The sequence below is a fragment of the Kribbella jiaozuonensis genome (assembly GCF_005233875.1).
Taxonomy (GTDB): domain Bacteria; phylum Actinomycetota; class Actinomycetes; order Propionibacteriales; family Kribbellaceae; genus Kribbella; species Kribbella jiaozuonensis.
Window position 1 is genome coordinate 917,478 of the sequence record NZ_SZPZ01000001.1, and the last position, 24,299, is coordinate 941,776.

Annotated in this window: 24 protein-coding genes; 13 read left to right on the plus strand and 11 right to left on the minus strand. The window is 68.5% G+C overall.

Annotated features, from left to right (window positions below):
* The first annotated feature begins 27 nt into the window (after positions 1 to 27).
* Positions 28 to 1,065: a YihY/virulence factor BrkB family protein gene (locus FDA38_RS04435; protein ID WP_137252774.1), complete on the plus strand. Its 1,038-nt coding sequence runs from the start codon at positions 28 to 30 to the stop codon at positions 1,063 to 1,065.
* Here the strand turns inward: FDA38_RS04435 and FDA38_RS04440 are convergent.
* Positions 1,062 to 2,189 carry a D-alanyl-D-alanine carboxypeptidase family protein gene (locus FDA38_RS04440; protein ID WP_137252775.1) on the minus strand — a complete coding sequence of 376 codons (1,128 nt, stop codon included), beginning with the start codon at positions 2,187 to 2,189 and terminating at the stop codon, positions 1,062 to 1,064. The two genes, FDA38_RS04435 and FDA38_RS04440, sit on opposite strands and share 4 nt — an antisense overlap.
* 46 nt (positions 2,190 to 2,235) lie before the next feature.
* Positions 2,236 to 3,180, minus strand: coding sequence for a zinc metalloprotease (locus FDA38_RS04445; RefSeq protein WP_137252776.1), 945 nt, complete (start codon positions 3,178 to 3,180; stop codon positions 2,236 to 2,238).
* Between the two features lie 172 nt (positions 3,181 to 3,352).
* Here FDA38_RS04445 and FDA38_RS04450 point away from each other — a divergent pair, with 172 nt between their 5' ends.
* The 8 genes from FDA38_RS04450 (at position 3,353) to FDA38_RS04485 (ending at position 13,056) form a co-directional block, all read left to right on the plus strand.
* The gene (locus tag FDA38_RS04450) at positions 3,353 to 4,705 is read left to right on the plus strand and encodes a glutamine synthetase family protein (RefSeq protein WP_233714516.1); all 1,353 of its coding nucleotides are present in this window, start codon (positions 3,353 to 3,355) and stop codon (positions 4,703 to 4,705) included.
* Positions 4,686 to 5,390, plus strand: a complete 705-nt coding sequence (locus tag FDA38_RS04455) for a gamma-glutamyl-gamma-aminobutyrate hydrolase family protein (RefSeq protein ID WP_233714517.1) — start codon at positions 4,686 to 4,688, stop codon at positions 5,388 to 5,390. Before FDA38_RS04450 ends, FDA38_RS04455 begins: the two co-directional genes overlap by 20 nt.
* Positions 5,387 to 6,733 (plus strand): aldehyde dehydrogenase family protein, encoded by a 1,347-nt coding sequence (locus tag FDA38_RS04460; RefSeq protein ID WP_137252778.1) that lies wholly within the window; start codon positions 5,387 to 5,389, stop codon positions 6,731 to 6,733. The genes FDA38_RS04455 and FDA38_RS04460 overlap by 4 nt, the downstream gene beginning before the upstream one ends.
* On the plus strand, positions 6,734 to 7,510 hold the full coding sequence (locus FDA38_RS04465) for a 3-oxoacyl-ACP reductase (RefSeq protein ID WP_137252779.1): 777 nt from the start codon (positions 6,734 to 6,736) through the stop codon (positions 7,508 to 7,510).
* A gap of 9 nt (positions 7,511 to 7,519) precedes the next feature.
* Positions 7,520 to 8,239, plus strand: coding sequence for a FadR/GntR family transcriptional regulator (locus FDA38_RS04470; protein WP_137252780.1), 720 nt, complete (start codon positions 7,520 to 7,522; stop codon positions 8,237 to 8,239).
* 93 nt (positions 8,240 to 8,332) lie between these two features.
* Entirely contained in the window at positions 8,333 to 9,835 is a 1,503-nt protein-coding gene (locus FDA38_RS04475) for an amino acid permease (RefSeq protein ID WP_137252781.1), read from the plus strand.
* A gap of 227 nt (positions 9,836 to 10,062) precedes the next feature.
* Complete coding sequence (locus tag FDA38_RS04480) at positions 10,063 to 12,825, plus strand: helix-turn-helix transcriptional regulator (protein ID WP_137252782.1); 2,763 nt, start codon at positions 10,063 to 10,065, stop codon at positions 12,823 to 12,825.
* Entirely contained in the window at positions 12,826 to 13,056 is a 231-nt protein-coding gene (locus FDA38_RS04485; protein WP_137252783.1) for an SCO4848 family membrane protein, read from the plus strand. It abuts the gene before it with no gap.
* Here FDA38_RS04485 and FDA38_RS04490 read toward each other — a convergent pair.
* Positions 13,028 to 13,819 carry a helix-turn-helix transcriptional regulator gene (locus FDA38_RS04490; protein ID WP_137252784.1) on the minus strand — a complete coding sequence of 264 codons (792 nt, stop codon included), beginning with the start codon at positions 13,817 to 13,819 and terminating at the stop codon, positions 13,028 to 13,030. The two genes, FDA38_RS04485 and FDA38_RS04490, sit on opposite strands and share 29 nt — an antisense overlap.
* Before the next feature lie 23 nt (positions 13,820 to 13,842).
* On the opposite strand from FDA38_RS04490, the gene FDA38_RS04495 reads away from it, so the two are divergent.
* The gene (locus tag FDA38_RS04495; protein WP_137252785.1) at positions 13,843 to 14,667 is read left to right on the plus strand and encodes a M55 family metallopeptidase; all 825 of its coding nucleotides are present in this window, start codon (positions 13,843 to 13,845) and stop codon (positions 14,665 to 14,667) included.
* Here FDA38_RS04495 and FDA38_RS04500 read toward each other — a convergent pair.
* Entirely contained in the window at positions 14,642 to 15,376 is a 735-nt protein-coding gene (locus tag FDA38_RS04500; protein ID WP_137252786.1) for an alpha/beta fold hydrolase, read from the minus strand. The two genes, FDA38_RS04495 and FDA38_RS04500, sit on opposite strands and share 26 nt — an antisense overlap.
* A gap of 54 nt (positions 15,377 to 15,430) precedes the next feature.
* On the opposite strand from FDA38_RS04500, the gene FDA38_RS04505 reads away from it, so the two are divergent.
* Together FDA38_RS04505 and FDA38_RS04510 are read left to right on the plus strand one after the other, a co-directional pair.
* A complete protein-coding gene (locus FDA38_RS04505; protein WP_137252787.1) occupies positions 15,431 to 15,841 on the plus strand; it encodes a MarR family winged helix-turn-helix transcriptional regulator in 411 nt (136 codons plus the stop codon).
* A 44-nt stretch (positions 15,842 to 15,885) separates the two neighbouring features.
* Positions 15,886 to 16,308: a DUF2000 family protein gene (locus FDA38_RS04510; protein WP_233714518.1), complete on the plus strand. Its 423-nt coding sequence runs from the start codon at positions 15,886 to 15,888 to the stop codon at positions 16,306 to 16,308.
* A 9-nt stretch (positions 16,309 to 16,317) separates the two neighbouring features.
* On the opposite strand, the gene FDA38_RS04515 is transcribed toward FDA38_RS04510, so the two are convergent.
* From FDA38_RS04515 to sdhC, 5 genes are all read right to left on the minus strand, one after another.
* Positions 16,318 to 17,481 carry a WD40/YVTN/BNR-like repeat-containing protein gene (locus FDA38_RS04515; RefSeq protein WP_137252789.1) on the minus strand — a complete coding sequence of 388 codons (1,164 nt, stop codon included), beginning with the start codon at positions 17,479 to 17,481 and terminating at the stop codon, positions 16,318 to 16,320.
* Positions 17,482 to 17,584: 103 nt separating this feature from the next.
* Positions 17,585 to 18,289 (minus strand): succinate dehydrogenase iron-sulfur subunit, encoded by a 705-nt coding sequence (locus FDA38_RS04520; protein WP_137252790.1) that lies wholly within the window; start codon positions 18,287 to 18,289, stop codon positions 17,585 to 17,587.
* Entirely contained in the window at positions 18,289 to 20,031 is a 1,743-nt protein-coding gene (gene sdhA, locus FDA38_RS04525) for a succinate dehydrogenase flavoprotein subunit (protein ID WP_137252791.1), read from the minus strand. The genes FDA38_RS04520 and sdhA overlap by 1 nt, the downstream gene beginning before the upstream one ends.
* A gap of 7 nt (positions 20,032 to 20,038) precedes the next feature.
* On the minus strand, positions 20,039 to 20,494 hold the full coding sequence (locus FDA38_RS04530; protein WP_134105325.1) for a succinate dehydrogenase hydrophobic membrane anchor subunit: 456 nt from the start codon (positions 20,492 to 20,494) through the stop codon (positions 20,039 to 20,041).
* A gap of 1 nt (position 20,495) precedes the next feature.
* Positions 20,496 to 20,873 carry a succinate dehydrogenase, cytochrome b556 subunit gene (gene sdhC, locus FDA38_RS04535; protein ID WP_134105324.1) on the minus strand — a complete coding sequence of 126 codons (378 nt, stop codon included), beginning with the start codon at positions 20,871 to 20,873 and terminating at the stop codon, positions 20,496 to 20,498.
* Between the two features lie 180 nt (positions 20,874 to 21,053).
* Between sdhC and FDA38_RS04540 the strand changes: the two genes are divergently transcribed.
* Complete coding sequence (locus tag FDA38_RS04540) at positions 21,054 to 21,863, plus strand: MBL fold metallo-hydrolase (protein ID WP_137252792.1); 810 nt, start codon at positions 21,054 to 21,056, stop codon at positions 21,861 to 21,863.
* Here the strand turns inward: FDA38_RS04540 and FDA38_RS04545 are convergent.
* Together FDA38_RS04545 and FDA38_RS04550 are read right to left on the minus strand one after the other, a co-directional pair.
* Entirely contained in the window at positions 21,860 to 23,089 is a 1,230-nt protein-coding gene (locus FDA38_RS04545) for a glycosyltransferase (protein ID WP_233714519.1), read from the minus strand. The two genes, FDA38_RS04540 and FDA38_RS04545, sit on opposite strands and share 4 nt — an antisense overlap.
* Entirely contained in the window at positions 23,086 to 24,210 is a 1,125-nt protein-coding gene (locus tag FDA38_RS04550; protein WP_202877550.1) for a glycosyltransferase family 4 protein, read from the minus strand. The genes FDA38_RS04545 and FDA38_RS04550 overlap by 4 nt, the downstream gene beginning before the upstream one ends.
* Positions 24,211 to 24,299 lie beyond the last annotated feature (89 nt).

Sequence of the window (24,299 nt, forward strand, 5' to 3'; positions counted from 1 at the left end):
CCCGGCACTCTCGGGTACAGGAGTCTCATGGGGACGATCAAGCGCGTCTGGGCACGATTCAGCAGGACACAGCTGTGGCGAGCCTGGAAGCGGTACGGCGACCAGCGGGGTAACCGGCTGGCCGGTGCGACCAGCTTCTTCGGGTTCCTGTCGCTGTTCCCGCTGATCGTGCTGGCGGCGGCGATCATCGGCCCGCTGCTCGGCGACGACGCGATCGAGACGCTGAAGAAGTCCCTGGAGCAGAACCTGCCGGGGATCGGCAACAACATCGATATCGACGCGCTGATCACCCACGCCGGCACGATCGGGCTGATCTCCGGTATCGGTCTGCTGCTCACGGGCCTGGGCTGGATCGATGCCATGCGGGCGTCGATCCGGCTGATGCACGAGCTCGACGACCAGCCGGGGAACGCGGTCCAGCAGAAGCTCACCGACCTCGGCGCGCTGGTCGGTCTCGGGCTGATGGGTCTGATCGCGACCGGCGCCTCGTCCGTCCTGACCGGTTTGTCCCGGCGGATCGTCGACGCGAGCAACCTGGACGGGACCTGGCTGGCGACGTGGGGTCTGCAGCTGATCAGCATCGTCGTCGGCATCGGCGCCGGAGCGCTGCTGTTCGGGTACCTGATGACGGCCCTGCCGCGGATCGCGATGCCGCCGAAGGTGCTGCTGATCGCGGCGCTCGCCGGCGGCATCGTGTTCTACCTGGCGCAGCGGCTCGGCAACCTCTACGTCAGCCACGTGATCGGCGCGAACGCGGCGTACGGCGCTCTGGCGTTGCCGCTGGCGCTCTTGGTGTGGATCTACCTGATGACGCGGGTGATCATGCTGGTCGCGGCGTGGACGAAGGAGGCGACCGTCAAGCCGGAGGTCGTCGCTGAGCCCTCGGAGCCGGTCGAAGAAGCTGAGCCGTTGCTGCTCGGCCCGCCCGGTAAGCGGTACAAGGTCGTCCCGATCCCCGAGCGCAGGGCGGACACGGTCGCGGTCGCCGCCGGCGCAGTGTTGGGCGCGACGCTCACCACGTTGGCCGTCCAAGCTGTGCGGGCGGTCCGGTCAGTCCGTCGTTAGTGGCGGCGTCGGCGGAGCGTGCGCGGGCGGCGCAGGAACAGGCCGAGGAGCAGTACGGGCGGTCCGGCGTACGCCCAGACGGGGACGCGGAACGCGAGGGACTGCATAGCCTGGCCCGGGCTCAGGACGGTGCGGCTGCGGGCGGGGCGCGGCGAACCGGCGGTCGGCTTGTCGGCGGGTTTGCCCTGCGTCGTGGTCTTCGGCGGCGCCTCCGCCTTCACCAGCGTGCCGACCGGCCTGAGCTTGCTGTAATTGCTGAACGTCCAGGTCAGTAGGTTGCTGGCGTCCTCGGTGATGCCGTGCGGCGCGTTCATCATCGTCACGACCAGCGTGTGGCCGTTCCGGCGAGCCGCGCCGACGAACGTGTTGCGGGCCAGCGTGGTGTAGCCGGTTTTGATGCCGAGCGCGCCGTCGTAGTTGAACAGCAGCTTGTTCTGGTTCGCGACCTGGTACGTGCCCTTGTTGCCCGCGTTCGGGAAGTTCGTGAACTTGGTCGAGGCGTACTTCGCGAAGTCCTGGCGCTGGAGCCCCGCCTGCGCGAACAGGGCCAGGTCGTACGCGCTGGAGTACTGCCCGTCGGCGTCGAGACCGGTCGGGTCGGTCACGTGGGTGTCGAGCGCGCCGATTTCCTTGGCCTTCGTGTTCATCCGCTGGATGGTCGCGGGGATGCCGCCCTGGTCGTGGGCGCAGAGGGCATGGACGGCGTCGTTCCCGGAGGCCAGGAACATGCCCTGGAAGAGCAGGTCGACGGTGTAGTGCAGGCCGGGGTACACACCGACCTTGCTGCCGATGATCCCGGCGTCGGCGTCCGAACCGATCACCGGATCGGTCTTCTTCAGCCGGGGCAGCAGGACCAGCGCGGTCAGCGTCTTGAGCGTGCTGGCCGGACGGAGCTTCGCGTGCGGAGCCTTCGCCGCCAGGACCTGACCGGTGTCCAGGTCGGCCACGACGTACGCCGATGCCTGCACCGCCGGCGGTGCCGCCCCGTCGGCGACGACCGTCGGCTTCGCGGTCAGCAGGTCGCCGCCGACCGGGCCTTGTGAGCCCTGGCCGGCGGCGGTCGCTGTCAGCGGGCCGGCGGCCACCAGTGCGGTGGTCGCGCAGGCCGTCAGAAGCAAACGCATCGCGGGCACTCTAGTTGCCCGACGGTGCAGATGTCACAGTCGGGTCTCATGCCCGATAAGCAGTCCACATGTTGCTCATCCGGGTTGACTGGCCCGGCGTGAACTGGTTGTAGCAGGAGTCGTAGGAGTAATCCATGTAGTTGTGGATCGGGTCCACACCGGGCAGCGAGCAGGAATCCCGGCCGGTCGGGCAGCCGCTGGAGGCGCTGCTCTGGGCGGGCGTGTCGGACACCGAGTCGTTCGTGCTCGTGCAGCCGCCCTGGAACGTGTGGTAGAGCCCGAACCAGTGGCCGGCCTCGTGGGACGCGGTCTTGCCGAGGTTGAAGTTGGTCGCCGAGCCGCCGGGCAGCGAGCTGTACTGGACCCGGATGCCGTCGATCGACGGGCTGCCGGCGTAGTCCCACGGGAACGTTGCGATCCCGAGGTACGAGAAGTCGACCAGCCAGATGTTCAGGGCGTTCTTTCCACCCTTGCGCGTTTGTGAGCGGTACGTCGTGCTCTGGCCGTCACGGTGCCAGGTGTTGTTCTTGAAGCGGTCGGTGCCGGCCAGGTAGAACGTGAAGCCGGTGTTCGCCGCCTGCGACGACTCCTGACCCGCGTAGTCCTGGTTCAGCTCGGCAATCTGCTGGTTGATCTGGGTCGCGGTGACATCACCGGCGCCGGAGGTGCTCAGCATCACGTGCACGTACACCGGCACGCTGGCCGCAGCCAGTTTGCCGGCCTTCGGCGCGAGTCCACGCGCCTGCTTGGCCTTCAGGATCGCCGCCGTCCTGGCGTCGATGGCCTTCTGCTCCGCGGCCGAGAGTTCCCGGTGGTCAGCACCGAAGCCACCACGCGCGGCGGCCCCGTCTTCCGGCGTGAAACACGCCGGGTTCCCGGTCTGGTCGACAGGCAACTGAGCAGTCGCCTGACCCCCGAGCGGGCTGAAAGCAAGCGCCGTACCGGCCAACAGAACGGCCAAGGCGCGCGGACGAGTAACGAAAGATCGCATAGCGGTCCTCCAGAATCGGGCCGCTTGGGCGGTGCGGCCGAATCCGGCGATTTTCCCCACCATCCCGCCAAGTGCCAACCCATTCACTGTCCGCCCAGTGCCACGGCACCGCATTGACAGTTCCGGCTAGGCTTGAGTCAATGGACTGGAGATAGACCAATAGACTCCGGGAGTGGCCGTGTTGGGTGTGGAGGAGTTGCGGGGGCTGGTGGAGGCCGGCCAGGTTGACACGGTGTTGGTGGGGATCACCGATATGCAGGGGCGGTTGCAGGGGAAGCGGTGTGGGGCTCGGTACTTCCTGGAGGAAGTGCTGAAGCACGGGACCGAGGGGTGTAACTACCTGCTGGCTGTCGACGTGGATATGAATACCGTCGACGGTTACGCGATGTCGTCGTGGGAGCGGGGGTACGGCGACATGGTGATGGCGCCCGATCTCGACACGCTCCGGCTGGTCCCGTGGCTCGAAGGCACGGCGATGGTGTTGTGCGACGTCCAGTGGCTGGACGGGCAGCCGGTGGTCGCCTCGCCGCGGCAGGTGCTCCGGCGGCAGCTGGATCGGCTGGCGGAGAAGAACCTCACGGCGTACGTCGGGACCGAGCTCGAGTTCATCGTGTTCGACGACACCTACGAGACCGCCTGGGACAAGCATTACCGCGGCCTCATCCCGGCCAACCAGTACAACGTCGACTACTCCCTCGTCGGCACCTCCCGGATCGAGCCGCTGCTGCGCGACATCCGCAACGGCATGACCGGCGCCGGGCTGTACGTCGAGTCCGCGAAGGGCGAGTGCAACCTCGGCCAGCACGAGATCGCCTTCCGGTACGACGAAGCGCTTGCCACCTGCGACAACCACTCGATCTACAAGACCGGCGCGAAGGAGATCGCCGCGAAGCACGGCAAGAGCCTCACGTTCATGGCGAAGTACGACGAACGCGAGGGCAACTCGTGCCACATCCACCTGAGCTTCCGCTCCACCGACGGCGACCCCGTCCTCGCCGGCGACCGTGACTACGGGTTCTCGCAGCTGATGGAGCAGTTCATCGCCGGACAGCTCGCCTGCCTGTCCGAGTTCACCTACCTGCTCGCGCCGAACATCAACTCCTACAAGCGATTCGCGAAGGGCAGCTTCGCCCCGACCGCGGTCGCGTGGGGTCTCGACAACCGCACCTGCTCGCTGCGCGTGGTCGGCCACGGCGACTCGCTCCGGGTCGAGAACCGCCTCCCCGGCGGCGACGTGAACCCGTACCTCGCCGTCGCCGCGATCATCGCAGCCGGCCTGCACGGCATCGAGAACGAACTCGAGCTCGAGCCGCTGCTCGAGGGCAACGCGTACGAGTCCGATAAGGAGCACGTCCCGTCCACCCTGCGCGAGGCCGCCGCGCTGTTCACCGGCTCGAAGCTGGCGCGCGAGGCGTTCGGCGACGAGATGGTCGACCACTACACGAACGCCGCGCGGGTCGAGCTCGATGCGTACGACGCCGCCGTCACCGACTGGGAGCGAGTCCGTGGTTTCGAACGACTCTAGGCCGCGCATCGGCATCACGACGTACCTGGAACCGGCCACCTGGGGGATCTGGCAGCGGGAGGCTGCCATCCTCCCGCGCGTCTACCTCGACGCGGTCGCGATGGCCGGAGGTACGCCGATCCTGCTCCCGCCAGTGGGAACCGACCCGTCGGTCATCGGCATCCTCGACGGTCTCGTCATCGCCGGCGGATGCGACGTCGATCCAGGTTCGTACGACGCGACGCCGCACCCCGAGACCGTCGACACGAGACCGGGCCGCGACGACCACGAAGCGGTCCTGATCCGAGCAGCCCTCGACGCCGATCTCTCGTTGCTCGCGATCTGTCGCGGCCTGCAGATGCTCAACGTCGCGCTGGGCGGAACCCTGCACCAGCACCTGCCCGAGGTGATCGCGACCGACGACCACCGCCCGTCGGAGGCCGTGTTCGCGCGCACCGACGTGAAGATCGAGCCCGGCACGCTGACCGCACGGATCCTCGGCGAAGGCGCGACCGGCAGCTGCTACCACCACCAGGCCCTCGACGTCGTCGCGCCGACCCTCAAGATCACCGCCCGCGCCGGCGACGGGACCGTCGAGGCGGCCGAGGTCGAGGGCAAGGACTTCGCACTGGGTGTGCAGTGGCACCCGGAAGAGACGCCCGAGGACCTGCGGCTGTTCACCGCGTTGATCAGGAGCACGCAATGACGCACGACGTACTCAATCCGGCCACCGAGAAGGTGATCCGGACCATCGAGCTCGCCGACGAGACCGAGGCCGACGCCGCGATCGCCCGCGCCGCCAAGGCCTTCGAGACCTGGCGGGACGTGAACCCGGCCGACCGCGGCAGGCTGCTCAGACGATTCGCGGACGCAGTCGACGCGGACCTGGAGAACCTGGCCGCGCTGGAGGTCGAGAACGCCGGCCACACGATCGGCAACGCCCGCTGGGAAGCGGGTAACGTCCGCGACGTCCTGACGTATTACGCGGCCGCGCCGGAACGCCTGTTCGGCAAGCAGATTCCTGTTGCCGGGGGCATCAATATCACCTTACAGGAACCGCTCGGCGTGGTCGGCGTGATCGTCCCGTGGAACTTCCCGATGCCCATTGCCGGTTGGGGCTTCGCCCCGGCCCTTGCCGCCGGCAACACCGTCGTCCTCAAGCCGGCCGAGCTCACCCCGCTGACGGCCATCCGCCTCGGCGAGTTGGCGTTGGAAGCCGGCCTGCCTGAAGGTGTCCTCGAAGTCGTCCCCGGCCCCGGGAAGACGGTTGGCCGGCGTTTCGTCACCCACCCGGCCGTCCGCAAGATCGTCTTCACCGGCTCCACCACGGTCGGCAAGCAGATCATGGCCGGCTGCGCGGACCAGGTGAAGCGGGTGACGCTTGAGCTCGGCGGCAAGTCCGCGAACGTCGTCTTCGCCGACGCGGATCTGGAGAAGGCGGCAGCGCAGGCGCCGTACGGCGTGTTCGACAACGCGGGGCAGGATTGTTGCGCGCGGTCGCGGATCCTCGTCGAGCGCACGGCGTACGACCGGTTCATGGAGCTGCTCGAACCGGTCGTGAAGAACTTCAAGGTCGGCGATCCGAGTGACCCGGCGACGGAGATGGGGCCGCTGATCTCGAAGGCTCAACTCGAGCAAGTCGCTTCGTACGTCGACGAACCTGCCTTCCAGGGGACGGCGCCCGGCGGGCCCGGGTTCTGGTTCCCGCCGACCGTGCTCGCGCCGCCGACCGAGCGGGCCTTGAAAGAAGAGATCTTCGGACCGGTCGTCGCGGTGATCCCGTTCGAGGACGAGGCCGACGCGGTGCGGATCGCGAACGACAGCGAGTACGGCCTGTCCGGCTCGATCTGGACCCGGGACGTCGGTCGCGCGATCCGGGTCGGTCGCGGGGTCGAGGCCGGCAACCTCTCGATCAACTCGAACTCGTCGGTCAGGTACTCGACGCCGTTCGGCGGCTACAAGCAGTCCGGCCTCGGCCGGGAGCTCGGTCCGGACGCGCTGGTCGCGTTCACCGAGACCAAGAACATCTTCATCAGCACGGAGGACTGAATGGACGTCAAGGCGCATCGGCTCGAAGGTCGCGTCGCGGTGGTGACCGGGGGTGCCAGCGGGATCGGCCTGGCCACGGTACGGCGGCTCGCCGCGGAGGGCGCACACGTCGTGATCGGCGACCTCGACCCGGACGCGGGCAAGACCGCTGCGGACGAGGTCGGCGGCCTGTTCATCGCCACCGACGTCACCGATGCCGCCGGTGTGGAGAACCTTTTCAAGCAGGCCTTCGACACCTACGGCAGCGTGGACATCGCGTTCAACAACGCGGGCATCTCGCCGCCCGACGACGCGTCGATCCTGGACACCGGTCTCGAGGCGTGGCGCAAGGTCCAGGAGGTCAACCTGACCTCGGTGTACCTCTGCTGCAAGGCAGCGATCCCGTACATGCAGCGGCAGAACAAGGGCTCGATCATCAACACCGCGTCGTTCGTCGCGGTGATGGGCGCGGCGACGTCCCAGATCTCGTACTCCGCCTCCAAGGGCGGCGTACTGGCGATGAGCCGTGAGCTCGGGGTGGAGTTCGCCCGGCAGGGGATCCGGGTCAATGCGCTCTGCCCGGGCCCGGTGAACACGCCGCTGCTGACCGAACTGTTCGCGAAGGACCCCGAGCGGGCCCAGCGCCGGCTGGTCCACGTCCCGATGGGCCGCTTCGGCGAACCCGACGAGATCGCCGCCGCGGTCGCCTTCCTGGCCAGCGACGACTCGTCCTTCATCACCGCCAACACGTTCCTCGTCGACGGCGGGATCTCCGGCGCCTATGTGACACCCATCTAGTCTGGGCACATGGTCGTTCAGGCAGACGAGGCGGTGTTCCGGCCGGTGCGGGCCGGGAACCCGTTCGAGGAGACGGTCGAGCGGTTGCTACAGGCAATCAAGCTCGGCGTCGTCGTGCCCGGCGACCGGTTGCCGCCGGAGCGCGAGCTGGCGGCCCGGCTGAACGTCAGCCGGGTCACGCTCCGGGAGGCGATCCACGCGCTCACCAAGGCCGGGTACGTCGAGTCCCGCCGCGGCCGGTACGGCGGTACGTTCGTCAACGAGCAGCTGCCCAAACCCCGTCGTACGACGGCCAAACGTCTCGCCCGCGACCTGGCCGACGGTCTGGACGACGCCCTCACGCTGCGCTTCGTACTGGAAACCGGCGCCGCCGAAGCCGCCGCGACCCGCGAACTGAGCGACGTCGAGCGCGACCACCTCGAACGTTGCCTCGCCGACACATCCGCCGCCCGCCTGGCCGACTACCGCCGCCTGGACTCCCGCCTGCACCTGGCGATCGCCGAGGTCACCGGCTCGCCGTCACTGACGTCCGCGATGGCCGACGTCCGCATGCGCCTGAACGAACTCCTGGACGCGATCCCCCTGCTCGAGCGCAACATCCAGCACTCCAACGAACAGCACACGGCGATCGTCACCGCGATCCTCGCCGGCGATCCGGAGGCTGCCCGGCAGGCGATGCAGGAACACCTCTCGGGTACGGCGGTTCTGCTGCACGGCTTTCTCGCCTGACTCCTTGACACTCGCGGGAGCGGGTGCCTCAATTGCGTAAAGGTCTGGGGGAAGACCATTGAGGCGCTGTGCTGTCTGGGTCTAGGAGGCTCAATGACTGACGACGAGGATCGCCTGCACCAACTGGGTTACGCACAGGAGCTGAACCGGACGATGTCCGGGTTCTCGAACTTCGCGGTGTCGTTCACGATCATCTCGATCCTGTCCGGCTGCTTGACGTTGTACGGGTTCGGGATGAACACCGGCGGCCCGGTGATGATCGTCTGGGGCTGGCCGATCGTCGGGCTGATGACGCTGCTCGTCGGCCTTGCCATGGCCGAGGTGTGCTCGAGCTACCCGACCGCCGGCGGCCTGTACTACTGGTCCGCGAAGCTGGCGCCGTCGAACGGCCCGGCCTGGTCCTGGTTCACCGGGTGGTTCAACTTCCTCGGCCAGGTTGCGGTGACGGCCGGTATCGACTTCGGGGCGGCGTTCTTCCTGAATGCGTTCCTCGACCTGCAGTTCGGATTCAGTGCGACGCCGGGGCACACGATCCTGCTGTTCGGGTTGATCCTGCTGCTGCACGGTCTGCTGAACTCTTTCGGCGTGAAGCTGGTCGCGCGGCTCAACGACATCAGCGTCTGGTGGCACATCCTCGGCGTGCTGTTCATCGTCGGTGCGCTGGTGTTCGTGCCGGACAAGCACCAGTCGGCGTCGTTCGTGTTCGGCCATTTCGTCAACAACACCGGCTGGGGTTCGACGTTCTACGTCGCACTGCTCGGCCTGCTGCTGGCGCAGTACACCTTCACCGGGTACGACGCCTCGGCGCACATGACCGAGGAGACGCATGACGCGGCGCGCTCCGGTCCCCGTGGAATCGTGATGTCGATCCTGGTGTCGTTGGCAGCCGGATGGGTGCTGCTGATCGGCCTGACGTTCGCGATCCAGAGCTACGACGGTGCGCTGGACAGCTCCACCGGCGTACCGCCCGCGCAGATCTTCATCGACGCGGTCGGTGCGGTGACCGGCAAGATCCTGTTGCTGGTCGTGATCGGGGCGCAGTTGTTCTGCGGGATGTCGTCGGTGACGGCGAACTCGCGGATGATCTACGCGTTCTCCCGGGACGGCGCGCTGCCGGGCTCGAAGTTCTGGCACAAGATCAACCACCGCACCCGGACGCCGACCAACGCGATCTGGCTGGCTGCGGCCGGTGCGTTCGTCCTCGGCCTGCCGTACCTGTGGAACGCGACGGCGTACGCCGCGGTCACGTCGATCGCGGTGATCGGTCTCTACATCGCCTACGTCCTGCCGACGCTGCTCAGACTCATGCAGGGTGACCGCTTCCAGCCCGGCCCGTGGAACCTGGGCCGGTGGAGCCGCCCGATCGGCATCGTGGCGATCGTCTGGGTCGCGTTCATCACGATCCTGTTCATGCTTCCGCAGGTCAGCCCGGTCACCGGCAGCACCTTCAACTACACCCCGGTCGCCGTCCTGGTCGTGCTCGGCTTCGCCGCGGCGTACTGGTTCCTGTCCGCGCGTCACTGGTTCACCGGGCCCAAGGTCCAGGGCAGCGAGGAGGAACTGGCCGCCATCGAACGCGATCTCGAGTCGATCTGATCCAACTCTCAACCGCCTGCCGTGCAAGAGATCGGCAGGCGGTTGAAGTTTGTCTACAACCGTGCAGACCATCCGGTGCCGGGGCACGATCGTGCCGTCGCGACTGCTCGGATCTGGGCAAGAGTCGGTGACAGGATGGTGACCATCAAATTTCCGCATGTGACACTTGCCGTGTCGAACGGTCGTTTCCTGTGATAATCAGCGAAGGGAATCCTTCGGGGAGCTAGATGACTGACGACGAACTGGTCGGACGTGCAGGACTGGTCGAGCGAGCTACCAAGCAGCTCGAGACCAGCGGCAGCGTGCTGCTGTACGGACCGACCGGTATCGGCAAATCGGCCCTCGGCCGTGCCCTCGTCGCTGATCGCGGCCGGAAAGGCTGCCGGATCCTGAGCGCGGCCCCGTCCAACTCCGAGGCCGGCCTGCCGTACGTCACGCTTCTCGATCTCCTCTCCAACCAGCTCGAGTTCGCCTGGGGTGTGCTGCCGGATCACCTCCGCCAGCCGCTCGAGGTAGCGCTGCTGAAGGCGTCCGCCCCCGACACGGTGCGGGACGAGCTCGCCGTGCGCCTCGCAGTACTGCATGTACTTCGACGTCTGGCCGCCACCGGGCCGGTGCTCCTGGTCGTCGACGACATCCAGTGGGTGGACCCGTCGAGCCTCGAGGTGCTCACGTTCTGCGCCCGCCGTCTGTCCGAGGGCGTGCATCTGCTCGCGACCGAGCAGGTGGCCGACGGCGATCTGCCGATGATGGTCGACGCGTGCCCGGAGCCCGTGCTGCAGCTCGAGGTTCCGCCGTTGACCGAGCCGGATGTCCTCGCCCTGCTCCGCCAACGCCTCTCGAGCCCGCTCCCGGTCCGCACGGCCCGCCGCATCTTTACCGCGAGCGCCGGCAACCCGTTCATGGCCCTCGAGCTCGGTCGCGCCGTACTGCGGCATCCGAAGAGCGTCTCGCCCAACGACCCGCTCCCGGTGTCCAGCCGCCTCAAGACCCTGCTCGGCGACCGACTGTCGACGCTGGAGCCGGCCGCGCACGAGTTGCTCCTGCATGCCGCGTCGTCGCCGCGTCCGACCACGACCCAGCTCGCCCGGTCCCTCGACCGGCCGATCGAGGCCGACCTGGCCGAGGCGGAGTCCCTGGGCTTGATCGACATCTCCGCCGAGCGCCTGCGCTTCACCCACCCGCTGCTCCGCGAGTTCGTGTACGCCGAGGCGACGTCGGCCGCCCGCCGGCAGGCCCACGCCCACCTCGCCGCCGTCGTCGACGAACCGGTCGAGAACGCGACCCACCGCGCCCTCGCCACCCAGGAGGCCGACCCGGAGCTGGCCGCCGCGATCGAAGAGGCAGCCACCGTCGCCGCCGGCCGTGGCGCGCCTGGTGCCGCCGCGACCCTGTGGAGATTGAGCGCGGAGCGTACGCCGATCACGCGGCCGGACGACCGCGCCCGCCGACTGACCCGGGCTTCCGACGACGCCGCGGCCGCCGGTCATCTCGCGGAGTCGGCCGACATGGCGCAGCTCGCCGTACAGGCCGCGACGAAGCCTGAGACCAAGGTGCCTGCGCTGCTGCTGTGCGCGGATGCGGTCTGGCCGGAGCGCGATCGCCGGGTCGAGCTGCTTGCGGAGGCGTTCGCCGCGGCCAAGGGCGACAAGCGGCTCGAGGCGCGGGTGCGGATCGAGCGCAGCCACAGCCACTACTTCGATCGCAGCCTGGACGACGCGCAGGAGGACGCCCGCGTCGCCGAGGCGTTGGCACGCGAGGCGGGCGACACCGAGGCGATCGTCGATGCTCTGAGCGCGGCGAGCTCGGTGTTGATGGCGCGGGACGCCGAGGAGTCCGCGGACGCCGTACTCGAGCAGGCTGCCGAGATGGCGAAGGGGCTGCCGCTCACCAAGACGGTTGTGAATGCCCGGCAGATGGCCGCGATGCGCGAGCTGTTCCGCGGGCGGACGGACGAGGCGATCAACCGGATCACGGCGCTGGTCGACGACGTCCGCGATCACGGCGCGATGCGCTGGCTCGCGTCCGCGCTGATCTCGGCGACCGCGATCTACGAGCGCAGCGGGCGTGGCGCCGACGCGCTGGCCGCCGGTCACGAGTGCTACCAGCTGATGCAGGACATCGGTGACGAGGCCGAGGTCGGCATGATCATCGCCAGCCGGGCTGAGTGGGTCGGCGGTTCGGCGGCCATGGGCCGGCAGCTCGCCGAGGCCGCGCTCGAAGGCGTCCGCCTGGTCGGGAACGACGAGTGGACCGGCCCCGCGCTCGCGAGCATCGGGCTGATGGCCGTCCTGACCGGCGACCCGCAGCGGGCGGTCGAGTCGTTCGACGCCATCGCGGAGTCCGGCGAGGCCGCAATGCCGTACGACCCGGCCGTGATCCCGTGGCACGCGGACTACGCCGAGGCTCTCGTCGCAGCCGGTCGGCTGGAGGACGCGGCCGCGCTGATCGCCGAGATCCGGGCCCGCGCCGACAACCTGGACCGTGAAGTGATCATGATCGGCCTGGCCCGGTCCGAGGCGCTGCTGATCGCCAAGCAGGGCGACCCGGCCGCGGCCCTCGACCTCCTGGAGAAGACGATCAGTACGGCGGGGGACCGCGTCTACCCGCTCGACCTGGCGCGCTGCGAGCTCACCCGCGGCCGCGTCGCCCGGCAGGCGCGTCGCCGTTCGGTCGCGCGGACCGCGTTCCTGGACGCGATCGAGCAGTTCGAGGCGTACGGCGCTCCCGCCTGGCGCGAGGTGGCCGAGACCGAGCTCGCGCGCCTCGACGTACCGAGCCGGAGCCGGCAGCCGTCGGAGCTGACCGACAACGAGCAGCAGATCGTCTCGATGGTCCGCGACGGCTCCACCAACCGCGAGATTGCCGCCGCGCTGTACCTGTCGGTGAAGGCGGTCGAGTCCCAGCTGACCCGCCTGTACCGGCGCTTCGGCGTGGCCAACCGGACCCAGCTGCTCCGGACGGTCGACCGACCCGGTAACAATAGTTAGGTGAAGCTCGAACGGAAACACGCCCTCGTCCTGCTCGCCATTGCGGCCTGGAACGTCGTCACCTACCTGCGCTTCATCAAGGCGCTGATGGACACCGAGGGGCGCCCGACCGGGTACTACGTGGCGCACACGATCCTGGTGATCGTGAACCTGCTGATCGCGGTACTGCTCGGCACGTGGGGTGTGCGCGCGTACAAGGCGGCTAAGGCTTCACAAAGCTCGCCGGTGTGACACCGAGCAGTTTCCGGAAATGCCGGTTCAGGTGTGACTGGTCGTAGAACCCGGCCAGCGTCGCCACCTCGGCGGCCGGATGCCCGTCGAGCAGGTAGCGCCGGGCCAGATCGACCCGTCGGCCGGTCAGATACCGGTGCGGCGGCATCCCGTACTCCCGGCTGAACGCCCGGACCAGATGCGCCGGATGGGCATGCACCACCTTTGCCGCATCCTCCAGCGTGATCCCGTCGGTCACTTTGGCGTCGAGGAGCTCACGCAGTTGCACAGCCACGCCGGCGTCCCGCCGGTCCGGTGGATCGACCACCTGGCGGCGGAGATGCTGGCCAAGGCGCTCCTCGATCAGCGTGAGACGGCTCTGCGCTTCCAGATCCTCCTGCCCGTTCTTCAGTACGCCGTGAAGCTGATGGATCCGGTGCCGCAGCAGCGGGTCGACGTACTCCGGGTGGTCGACGGCCGCGCCGATCAGGCCGTCGCCCAGCCGATCGGGCGCCAGATACAACACCCGCTTCCGGAAGCCCTGCGGCAGGACCGATCGCCCGTCGTGCGGTACGTGCGGCGGCAGCAGCGAGACCTGCGCCTGGGCGAGACCGTGCTCGCGGTGATCCAGGTCGTACCGGACCGCGCCCTCGTCGACGATCAGCACGGTCCACGCGTCGTGCGTGTGCGTCGGGTACGCGTGCGACGGGAAATGGGCGTGCAGCACCTCGACGACCCCAGCCAGCCCGGGCCGCCACGCCCGGACCACGGCGCCGCTGCTCATACTCAGAACATACGCTTCTGGGCGTGAAGGTATACGTGAGCGCGGACATGGAAGGCATCACCGGACTGGTCGACGCGGAGGACGTCCAGCCGCCGGGGCGGGATTACGAGCGCAGCCGGGTGATGATGACCGAGGACGTGAATGCCGCCGTCCGCGGTGCGTACGCCGCCGGCGCGACGGCCGTTCTGGTCAACGACGCGCACGGCCCGATGCGGAACCTTCTCCCCGATCTGCTCGATCCGCGCGCCCGCCTGATCAAGGGCCGGCCGAAGCCGATGGGCATGATCGAGGGGCTGTCTTCGGAGTACGACGCGGTGCTGTGCATCGGATTCCACTCGCGTGCCGGCGTTCTCGGCGTACTGAGTCACAGCTTCATGGGCCACGAGATCGAGGACATCTGGCTCGACGACCGCCCCACCGGCGAGATCGGGCTGCTCCACGCGGCGGCTGCGGCGTACGGCGTACCTGTCGCGCTCCTGACCGGCGACGACACCGCCTGCGACGAAACGAAGTCGTGGGATCCCAGCGTGGCCACTGTCCCGGTCAAGTTCGCCAAGGACCGCTTCGCCGCGCAGCTTGTCCCGGTCGCCGAGGCCCGCGAGGCGATCGAGACCACCACAACCCAGTCCCTGGCCAACCTCGCCGCAGCATCTGACCACGGCCTCCACCGGCTGACGGTTCGGTGGCAGTCCGCCTCGGTCGCCTTGCACCTCGGTGCGATCCCCGGCGTCGAGCGTCTGGACGACCGCACGGTGACTGTGGAGGGCGAGATGCTCCAGCTCTACCGCCTGTTCAACCTGTTCCTGCGGGTCTGCACGGCCGTCACCTCGAACCAGCCGTACTGCTGAGGACCTTCAGCAGCAGGTCGGGGCTCTCCAGTTGGGGGAGGTGCCCGGTGTGCTCGAGGAGCTCGAAGGTGGCGTTGGGGATGGCATCGGCGTACGTGCGGCCGTAGGTGAGGTCGCCGATGCGGTCGCTGTCGCCCCAGATCACCGTGGTGGGGATGGTCATTGCGGCCAGGCGGGCTTGGAGGGTCGGGTCTTCCATCGTGGCGGCGTAAACCGCCAGGGCGGCTCGGTTGCCGGCTAGTTGGGCCTGGGCTTCCGGCGGGAGCTGGGCCGGGTCGATGCGGAAGGCGTCGGGGTTGTAGTAGCTGAGCTCGGCCAGCTCCGGGAAGGTCAGCGAGAAGAAGTCCGCGACCGGGTGGCCGGGGACCTGCAGGCCGACGCCGTCGACGATCGCCAGTTCGGTGACCCGCGGCGAGTTGAGCAGGGCGAGCTCGGCCGCGATCCAGCCGCCGATCGAGTTGCCGATCACCAGCACGTCTTCGAGGTCGAGTTGGTCGAGCAGATCGGCGTACAGCTCGGCGAGGCCGCCGATCGTGGTGAGCTCGTCGGGGCGCGGGGTCCCACCGAAGCCGGGATGCGTGGGTACGACGACGTGGGCGGGTAGCTCGGCCGCGAGGCGCACGCCGAAGGGCGCGACGGTCTGGGGACCGCCACCACCGTGAAGTAACAGGACGGGCCGGCCGGTGCCGTGTTCCTCGAAGGTCTGCATATAAGGAACCTTAGATCAACTTGCTTATATAAACAACCTGCTATTGTGATCACCGTGGAGCCTTCCGTGCAGGACATCGGGATCGCGGTCAAGCGGTTGCAGTGGCGTCATCACACCGAGGCGAGCAAGCGGTTGTCCGAGCTCGGTGTCTCGCTGCCGCAGTGGGACGTGCTCCGCCGGCTGCACGAGGCTCCGGATGCTTCGCTCCACGATCTGGCGCAGCGCACGTTCCAGACCGACCAGTCGATGGGCTCGCTGGCCAGCCGGATGATCGCCCGCGGGCTGATCGAGCGCGTCGAGGGCCGGGGCCGCGCCGTACGGCACGCGGTGACTCCGGAGGGTGAGCGGATCCGCAAGGCCGGCGCCAAGATCCTCGAATCCGTCCTCAGCGAGTCGCTCAGCCCGTTGAGTCCGGCGGAGCGGTCGACGCTGCACAAACTGCTGACGAAGGTCGGAGAGGCTTAAAACGTACAAGACCGCAGCCAGGGTCGAGGGCGACCATCGGTGGTGTGGATGAGCCGATCAGATTCGATACGAAGATCGCCGTACTGCTACGCGATGATCTGGCCGTGTGGCAGCGCTTGAACGTGACCGCGTTCCTGGTCAGCGGCATCGCCGCGACCCACCCGGAGGTCGTGGGCGAGCCCTACGAAGACGCCGACGAGACCAAGTACCTGCCGATGTTCCGGCAGCCGGTGCTGGTGTTCGAGGGCAGCAAGGAGTTCATGGCGACCGCGCACGAGCGCGCGCTCCGCCGGGAGCTCGAGCACGCCGTGTTCACCCAGGACTTGTTTGCTACAGGCAACGACAGGGACAACCGGGCCGCGGTGAAGGCGGTGTCGACCACGGACCTCGACCTGGTCGGTATCGCCCTGTACGGCCCGAAGAACGCGGTCGACAAGGTGCTCAAGGGCGCCGCCATGCACCACTGAGCAGCTCGACTAGCGTGGCGCGAACTTCGTCCAGGTGGCGCCCTCGTCGGTACTCAGGACGACCTCCGTCGTACGGCGCTTCGGCACCTCGAAGCCGTACATCAAGTGCTCGTCGCCGGCGAGATCGGCCAGGTCGCCGGGGTATCCGCGGTCGAGATCGGCCGCGCCGTCCCGCACCCGGTACAGCCGCGGCCGGTCGTTGAGCCGGCCGCCGAGCATCAGCGCCGTGCCGTCGTCGAACGCGAGCGGCGGCGTGTTCAGGCTCTGCGGCGGGTGCTGGACGAGCGTCCACGTGTCCCCGCGGTCGTTCGAGATGCGCATCTTCGCGACCGCCTGACCGCTGTCGCCGACGATGACCGAGGTCGTCACCAGCGTCCTGCCGTCCGGGCTGACCGCGAGCTTCCCGAGCTGGTTGTGGTTGTCGAGCGCCTGCGAGCGCCAGGTCTTCCCGCCGTCGTCGGTCCACATGATGTCGGTCCGCCCGACCCCGGTCAGCACCCAGCACCGCCCGGTCGTGTCGCAGACCGGCGAGCGGCTGCCGCGCGTGTCGAGCATCCGGACGGACGACTCCTTGGGGTTCACCACCGCGATCCGGCCCGGGACGATCTGGTCCGTCAGGATCTCGCCGGGCTCGAACGTCGACGTGGACAGCCGGTACCGCAGCCGGGTCAGCACCGGGCCGTCGTACGTCATCCGGAACATCATCGAGGTGTCCCCGCTCAGCGTGCCCTCGCGCGGCGGCGCGACCGCGATCGCCTCGTCGCCCGTCTGCAGCGTCGCGTACGGGACCGGCCACTCCGGCGAGGTCGCACGGGCCCCGTCGCGGTCGAGTACGGCGGCGTACCGGCAGTTCGGCCCGCTCGTGCAGTCGGACCAGCCGGCCGCCCAGCGATTCCGCGTCACCATCGTCATGGACAGCACCTGGGCCCGCTCCGCGTTCACGACCGCGGTCCCGGCCCGGCCGGCGGAGGCGGGCTCGATCGCCAACGGCCCCGAGTCGGCGTCGCCCCGGTGCGAGACCCAGAGCACCGTCGTCACCACAACGGAGGTCGTGGCGGCCAGTACGCCGAGCACGAGCAGCGGCGGCATGCTCCGCGGGATGCCGCAGCGCTCCAGCAGCGCCACCAGCCGGGGGTAGTAGCGGTCGACGAACTCACGGACTCGCTGCTGCACAATCACCCCCCGGGCTGACGAGCAGCCTCTGTCCTCGCGAGGGCAGAGGCTGCGTGGCACGAATTGGCCGGGTCAGAGTTTATGCGACGCCCAGGTCCGCCGATCACACCCGGCGGAAGATCAGCGCGCGCTTCACTTCCTGGATGGCCTTGGTGACCTCGATGCCGCGGGGGCAGGCGTCGGTGCAGTTGAAGGTGGTCCGGCAGCGCCAGACGCCTTCCTTGTCGTTCAGGATCTCCAGCCGCTGCTCGGTGCCCTCGTCGCGGCTGTCGAAGATGAACCGGTGCGCACCGACGATCGCCTGCGGGCCGAAGTACTGGCCGTCGGACCAGAACACCGGGCAGGACGTCGTGCAGGCGGCGCACAGGATGCACTTGGTGGTGTCGTCGAAGCGGTCCCGGTCGGCCTGCGACTGGATCCGCTCCCGGGTCGGCTCGTGACCGGTAGTGACCAGGAACGGCATCACCGCGCGGTACGCCTCGAAGAACGGGTCCATGTCGACGACCAGGTCCTTGAGCACCGTCAGGCCCTTGATCGGCTCGACGGTGATCTCCTTGTCCGGGTTCAGGTCCTTGATCAGCGTCTTGCAGGCCAGCCGGTTCCGGCCGTTGATCCGCATCGCGTCCGAGCCGCAGACCCCGTGCGCGCAGGATCGCCGGAACGTCAGCGTGCCGTCCTGCTCCCACTTGATCTTGTGCAGCGCGTCCAGCACTCGGTCGGTCGGCTGCAGCGTGACGGAGTACGTCTTCCACTCGGCCTCGTCGACGACCTCGGGGTTGTACCGGAGGATCTTGACCTTGACGTCCATCAGTACTTGCGCTCCATCGGCTTGTAACGGGTCTGGACGACCGGTTTGTAGTCGAGCCGGATCGTTTCGTTGCCGTCAGCATCGACCTCGCGGTACGCCATCGTGTGCCGCATGAAGTTGACGTCGTCGCGGGTGGCGTAGTCCTCGCGGAAGTGCCCGCCGCGGGACTCCTTGCGCTCCAGCGCGGACACCACCAGCACCTCGGCCAGATCGATCAGGAAGCCGAGCTCGACCGCCTCGAGCAGGTCGGTGTTGAACCGCTTGCCCTTGTCCTGGACGCCGACCCGGGCGAATCGCAGCTTGAGCGCCTCGATGTCGACCAGCGCCTGCTTCAGCGAGCCCTCGGTCCGGTACACCTGCGCGTTCAGGTCCATCGTCGCCTGCAGGTCCGACCGGATCGCCGCGATCCGCTCCTCACCGGTCGAGTTCCGCAGCCCCTCGACGAGCTCCACGACGTACTTCTCCGGCTCCGCGGGCAGCTCCTCGAAGGACGCGGTCTCGGCGTACTCCGCGGCCGCGATCCCCGCCCGCCGGCCGAACACGTTGATGTCGAGCAGCGAGTTCGTACCCAGGCGGTTCGCACCGTGCACGGAGACGCACGCGACCTCGCCGGCGGCGTACAGGCCCGGGATCACGTCCTCGTTGTTGGCCAGCGCCTCGCCCTTGATGTTGGTCGGGATGCCGCCCATCGCGTAGTGCGCGGTCGGGAACACCGGGATCTGCTCGGTGTACGGCTCCACGCCCAGGTAGGTCCGTGCGAACTCGGTGATGTCCGGCAGCTTCGCGTCGATGTGCGCGGGCTCCAGGTGGGTCAGGTCGAGCATCACGTACGCGCCGTCAGGGCCGCAGCCGCGACCCTCGCGGACCTCGTTCGCCATCGCGCGGGCGACCATGTCCCGCGGCGCCAGGTCCTTCACGGTCGGCGCGTACCGCTCCATGAAGCGTTCGTTGTCCTTGTTCCGCAGGATGCCGCCCTCACCACGGGCCGCCTCCGACAGCAGTACGCCGAGACCCGCCAGGCCGGTCGGGTGGAACTGGAAGAACTCCATGTCCTCCAGCGGCAGGCCCTTGCGCCAGACGATGCCCATCCCGTCGCCGGTCAGCGTGTGCGCGTTGGACGTCGTACGGAAGACCTTGCCGAAACCGCCGGACGCGAAGATGACCGACTTGGCGCTGAACACGTGCAGCTCGCCGGTGGCCAGCTCGTACGCGACGACGCCGCTGGCCTTGCCGTCCGTCATCAGCAGGTCGAGAACGTAGTACTCGTTGAAGAATTCGACGTTCTGCTTGATGCACTGCTGGTACAGCGTCTGCAGGATCATGTGACCGGTACGGTCCGCCGCGAAGCACGAACGCCGTACGACGGCCTCGCCGTGGTTGCGGGTGTGACCGCCGAAGAACCGCTGGTCGATCTTGCCCTCGGCGGTCCGGTTGAACGGCAGGCCCATCTTCTCCAGGTCGAGGACCGCGTCGACGGCCTCGCGGCACATCACCTCGGCCGCGTCCTGGTCGACCAGGAAGTCACCACCCTTGACCGTGTCGAAGGTGTGCCACTCCCAGTTGTCCTCCTCGACGTTCGCCAGCGCGGCGCACATACCGCCCTGGGCCGCGCCGGTGTGGGAGCGGGTCGGATAGAGCTTGGTGAGTACGGCGGTACGGGTCCGCTTGCTCGACTCGAGGGCGGCACGCATGCCTGCGCCGCCCGCGCCGACGATGATGACGTCGTACTGGTGCTGCTGCATGACTTCCTTACTTACAGACAGACAGTGTGGAGTTGGGGTCCAGGCACGGGTCGAAGGTGAAGATGACCAGGGTGCCGAGGACGACGATCACGAGCGCCGCCGTGATCAGCAGGGCCTTGAGCCAGAACCGGGTCTGGTCCTTCTCGGCGTAGTCGTTGATGATCGTGCGCAGGCCGTTGGAGCCGTGCAGCATCGCCAGCCACAGCATCAGCAGGTCCCAGACCTGCCAGAGCGGGTTGGCCCACTTGCCGGCCACGAAGCCGAAGTCCAGCGCGGTGATCCCGCCGCCGAGCATCAGGTTCACGAACAGGTGCCCGAGCACGAGGATGACGAGCGCGAGCCCGGACAGCCGCATGAACAGCCAGCTGTACAGCTCGAAGTTGGTCTGGCCCGAGCGGTTCCGGCCGCCGCCCTTCAGGCTGCGCGCGCGGGAACTGCTGCGCGGTGCCGCGATCTCGCTCATCTCAGCCTCCGAACACGTGGGTCAGATGGCGGATGACGAACGGGACGAACAGCACGACCCAGATCACCCCGACGCCGATCATCAACTGGCGCTGGTACCGCGGGCCCTTGGCCCAGAAGTCGATCAGGATCAGCCGGATGCCGTTGAACGCGTGGAACAGGATCGCGGCCACCAGCCCGACCTCGAGCAGGCCGACGACCGGGTTCTTGTAGGTACCGATGACCTCGTTGTACGCGTGCGGCGAGACCCGGACCAGCGCGGTGTCCAGCACATGCACCAGCAGGAAGAAGAAGATGCCGACACCGGTGATGCGGTGCGCGACCCACGACCACATGCCCTCCCGGCCGCGGTACAGCGTGCCGGCTGGTTTGCTGGGCACCAGATCCTCCTCGCCGAGTTTGCCGAATCGTTTTGATGCTAGACCCGCTCGCCGCGGTGAAATGTCCTGACAGCTGTGACATCGATCGCGGTGGATGTGATCTCGGTCGCGTCGTAGCTTGACTTCAACAGAGCTTGAACACGTTGGCTAACGGCACATCCGAGGCGAAGGGGAACTACAGTGAGTTTCTGGATCTGTGCGACCTGTGCGGTCGAGCACTCCGAGCAGGTGGACGTGTGTGCGATCTGCGCCGACGAACGGCAGTGGGTGCCCGCCGACGGGCAGCACTGGACCACGCTCGAGGAGTTGGCCGGCACCGAGGTCACGATCACCGAGGTGGAGCCCGGCCTGTACGGCATCCGCTCGAAGCCGCCGATCGGGATCGGTCAGCAGTCGATGCTGGTGACAACCGATGCGGGCAACCTGCTCTGGGACCCGATCGGGTACGTCGACGACGACGCCGTACGCCGGGTCCGCGAGCTCGGCGAGGTGGTGGGGGTCATCGCGAGCCACCCGCACATGTACGGCGTCCAGGTCGAGTGGAGCCACCGCCTCGGCGACGTACCGGTGTATGTCTCGGAGCCGGACAAGGAGTGGGTTGCCCGCCAGGACCCGGTCATCCAGACCTGGTCGGGCAAGCTGACACCGCTACCCGGTGTGACCGTTCTCCAACCAGGCGGTCACTTCCCGGGCAGCGCGGTCATCCACTGGCAGAACGGTGCCGAGGGCAAGGGTGTGATCCTGTCCGGCGACACGATCTTCGCCAACCCCGACCGCACCTCGGTCAGCTTCATGCGCAGCTACCCGAACCGCATCCCACTCTCCGGCGCGGTGGTCGACCGGGTAGCCCGCTCGCTCGACCCGTACGAGTACGACCGCCTCTACAACAACTTCGGCGCCTCAATCCCAGTCGACGCCAAAGCGGTCGTACGCCGCTCCGCCGACCGCCACGCAGCCTGGACCCGGGGCGACTACGACCACCTGACCTAGGCGGCGATGCGGGCCTGGGACAGGCGGGTGTGGAGGGCGAGCATGTGCTGGACGCAGGTGTTCCAGTTGTAGAGCTCGGCGCGGCGGCGAGCGGCGGCTCGGCGGTTGGGGAGTTGGGCGAGGGCGAGGGTGGCGTCGGCGAGGGCCGAGGGGTTGGCTGCCGCCCAGCGGCCGCAGGTCTCGTCGACGAGCTCGCGGGCGCCGCCGGTGTTGGCGGTGACGACCGGGGTGCCGGCAGCGAGGGCCTCGAGGACGGCCAGGCCGAAGGTCTCGCCGGGGCAGACGGAGAGTGCGATGTCGGCCTCGGCGAGATGTTTGGCGAGGGTCTGGCGGCCGTCGACGTACCCGTGGAAGGTGACCGGCGCGTCGCCTGCGATCTCGATCAGCTCGTCGAGGTGCGGGCCGGTGCCGTACACGTCCATCTGCAGCTTCACGCCGCGGCGGTGCAGCTCGACCGCGGTGGCGACGGCGAGGTGCGGGCTCTTCTCGCGCGACAGCCGGCCGGCGTGGACCAGCTTGAGTACGCCGTCGTCCACTGGCTCGGACCGGGACGGGTGGAAGGTCTCCAGGTCGACCCCGAGCGGGATCCGGACCAGCGGAGTCGTCACCTCGTCGAACTCCGCGGCCGCGTAGCGGGACGTGACCACGACCGCGTCGTACGTGCGGCTGAGGATCCGGTAGAGCGCGGCGACGGTCGCGACCACGTGGAGCTGGCTGGCCTTGACGCCCTCGGCCCGGCGCTGGACGCTCTCACCGGTCCAGCGGCTGGTGCGCTGGCTGACCTCACCGAGCATCCGGCCGGGACGCAGTACGTCGTGGCCGCCGAGCTGACCCGGACGAGCCGAGCCCAGCGCCAGCATCGCGTCCAGACGCTCGTGGCTGAACAGGATCGTGCCGATGTCGTTGCGGCGGGCCCAGCGCGCGACCGGGAGCAGCGTCGACTTGTCCGAGATCTCGACCGTGGTCGGCCCGAACTTCTTCAGTACGTCGATCACGTTCCACGGGTTGGTGATCAGGCGGTACCCGCCGCTCACCTTGGGCGCCTTCACCCGGACCACCGTGCCGAACTCGGTCTCGGCCACCTCGTCGCGCTCGCCCGGCGTGATCACGATCCGCTCGGCGCCGGCCTCGACGTACCCCTGGCCGATCTGCTCGATCGCGGTCCGCATCCCACCGGACGTCGGCCCGACGAAGTTCGCCAGTTGGGCGATCCGAAGCGCACTCACGCGACCCGCCGGACAGCCGCCGCCTCACGCAGGACCTCGGCATAGTGGCGGTCGACCAGGTCGTCGACCACCGCCGGCCAGGTCCGTGACTGCACCCGCTGCAGGCCGGCAGCCGCCATCCGGCCGCGGGCCTCAGGGTGGTCGAGCATGATCTTCACCTGGTCGCGCAGCGATCCGGTCTTGCCCGGCTCGAACAGCAGACCGTTCTCACCAGGGTGGATCAGGTCGAGCGGGCCGCCCGCGGCCGGGCCGACGGTGGCGACGCCGGAGGCCTGCGCCTCCTGGATGGTCTGGCAGAACGTCTCGTGCTCACCGGTGTGGACGAACACGTCCAGCCCGGCGAAGATCGACGCCAGGTCGGCGCCCCGGCGCATCCCGAGGAAGGTTGCCGTCGGCAACGCGTTCTCCAGCGAGGCGCGGTCCGGCCCGTCGCCGACGATCACGATCCGGCAGTCCAGGTCGGTCAGCTCGGCGAGCCGCCGGACCTTCTTCTCCGCGGCCAGCCGGCCGACGTACCCGACGATCGGCTTGCCGTCCGGCGAGATCTGCCGGCGCCATTCCTCGTCGCGGTGCTTGGGATCGAACAGGTCGAGGTTCACGCCGCGGCCCCACAGATGCACCCGCGGTACGCCGCCCTGCACCAGCGCGTCGACGGATGCGGTCGAGGGCGCGAGGGTCCGGTCGGCGCGCGAGTGCGTCCGCCGTACCCAGCGCCAGATGCCGCGGTCGGCGGCGGCGTACCAGGGGTACTGACGGGCGAAGCCGGCGATGTCGGTCTGGAAGATCGCGACCGTCGGCAGCCCGAGCTTGCGGGCCGCGCGCAGGCCGTACGCGCCGATGATGAACGGCGAGGCGAGGTGCACGAGGTCCGGCTTGAAGTCGGCCATCGCGCGCTCGATCGACGGATCGGGCAGGCCGACGGGGTACTCCTTGTAGCCTGGCGTCCGGAAGCTGCGGGCGCGGATCACCGGTACGTCGCCGTACGCGTCCGGTCCCGGGCCGGGGGCAATGATCAGCAGTGCGTGCCCACGGGCGCGCAGCCGGTCGGCGACGTGGCGAGCCGTGTTCGCCACGCCATTGATCTGCGGCAGGAAGGTCTCGGCCACCATCACGATTCGCACACTTCGAAGGTTCCTCACCGTGCATGAACCCTGGGCGACACTCTCGTGACACGGCGTCGATGCCCTGTCGACAGCTGTAGGGATTTGAA